This is a genomic window from Aliihoeflea sp. (assembly GCF_052435475.1).
In the GTDB taxonomy this organism is placed as follows: Bacteria; Pseudomonadota; Alphaproteobacteria; order Rhizobiales; family Rhizobiaceae; genus Aliihoeflea.
Genome location: NZ_JBQVMV010000040.1, coordinates 363 through 1,209 on the forward strand (window position 1 = coordinate 363; position 847 = coordinate 1,209).

The following is an 847-nucleotide window of genomic DNA, read 5'->3' on the forward strand; positions in this document are numbered from 1 at the left end:
GCGCAGAGCGAGCCGTATTTCATCGTATCGCAAAGGTCGCGCAGTAGCGCGGTCTGTGCCGGGATGCTCACGTCGATCCGGTCGGGGCTGCGCGAGTGGAGCGCCGTGCCCAGTGGTCCCGCAAGGCGCTCCAGCATCGAGGATCTCGCCCCTCGTGCATCCATGATCCGATCCATAATCTCGACGCCGCGGGTCGACCCGATCCGGCACGGCGTGCACTTCCCACAGCTTTCGACGGCGCAGAATTCCATCGCGAAGCGCGCCATATGCGCCATGTCGACGCTGTCGTCGAAAACGGTGATCCCGGCGTGGCCGATCAGCCCGCCGGCCTGCGTGAAGGCTTCGTAATCGAAGGGAAGGTCGAACATCGACGGCGGGAAATAGGCGCCGAGCGGTCCGCCGACCTGCACCGCGCGCACCGGCCGGCCGCTCGACGTGCCGCCACCGATGTCGTTCACCAGTTCGCCGAGCGTGATGCCGAAGCCGACCTCGAACAGGCCGCCATTCTTCACATTGCCCGCAAGCTGTACCGGCATCGTCCCGCGCGAGCGGCCGAAGCCGACATGGGCATAGGCATCGGCGCCCGCCGACAGGATGAAGGGCACCGCGGCGAGACTCAGCACATTGTTGATCACCGTCGGCTTGCCGAACAGGCCGGAGAGCGCGGGCAGCGGCGGCTTGGCGCGCACCTGTCCGCGCTTGCCCTCGATGCTGTCGAGCAGCGCGGTCTCTTCGCCGCACACATAAGCGCCGGCGCCAACGCGCACTTCGAGGGTGAAGGGCGCAACTCGGCTTGCGGATAGCGCGAGGGCCTTCTGCATCGTGTCGATTGCGAACGGATATTCGC

General features: G+C 66.6%; 1 protein-coding gene. It reads right to left on the minus strand.

The window, feature by feature from the left end:
* A partial coding sequence (locus ACT6QU_RS19410) for an NADH-ubiquinone oxidoreductase-F iron-sulfur binding region domain-containing protein (protein ID WP_444837022.1) occupies positions 1 to 847 on the minus strand: 847 nt, incomplete at both ends.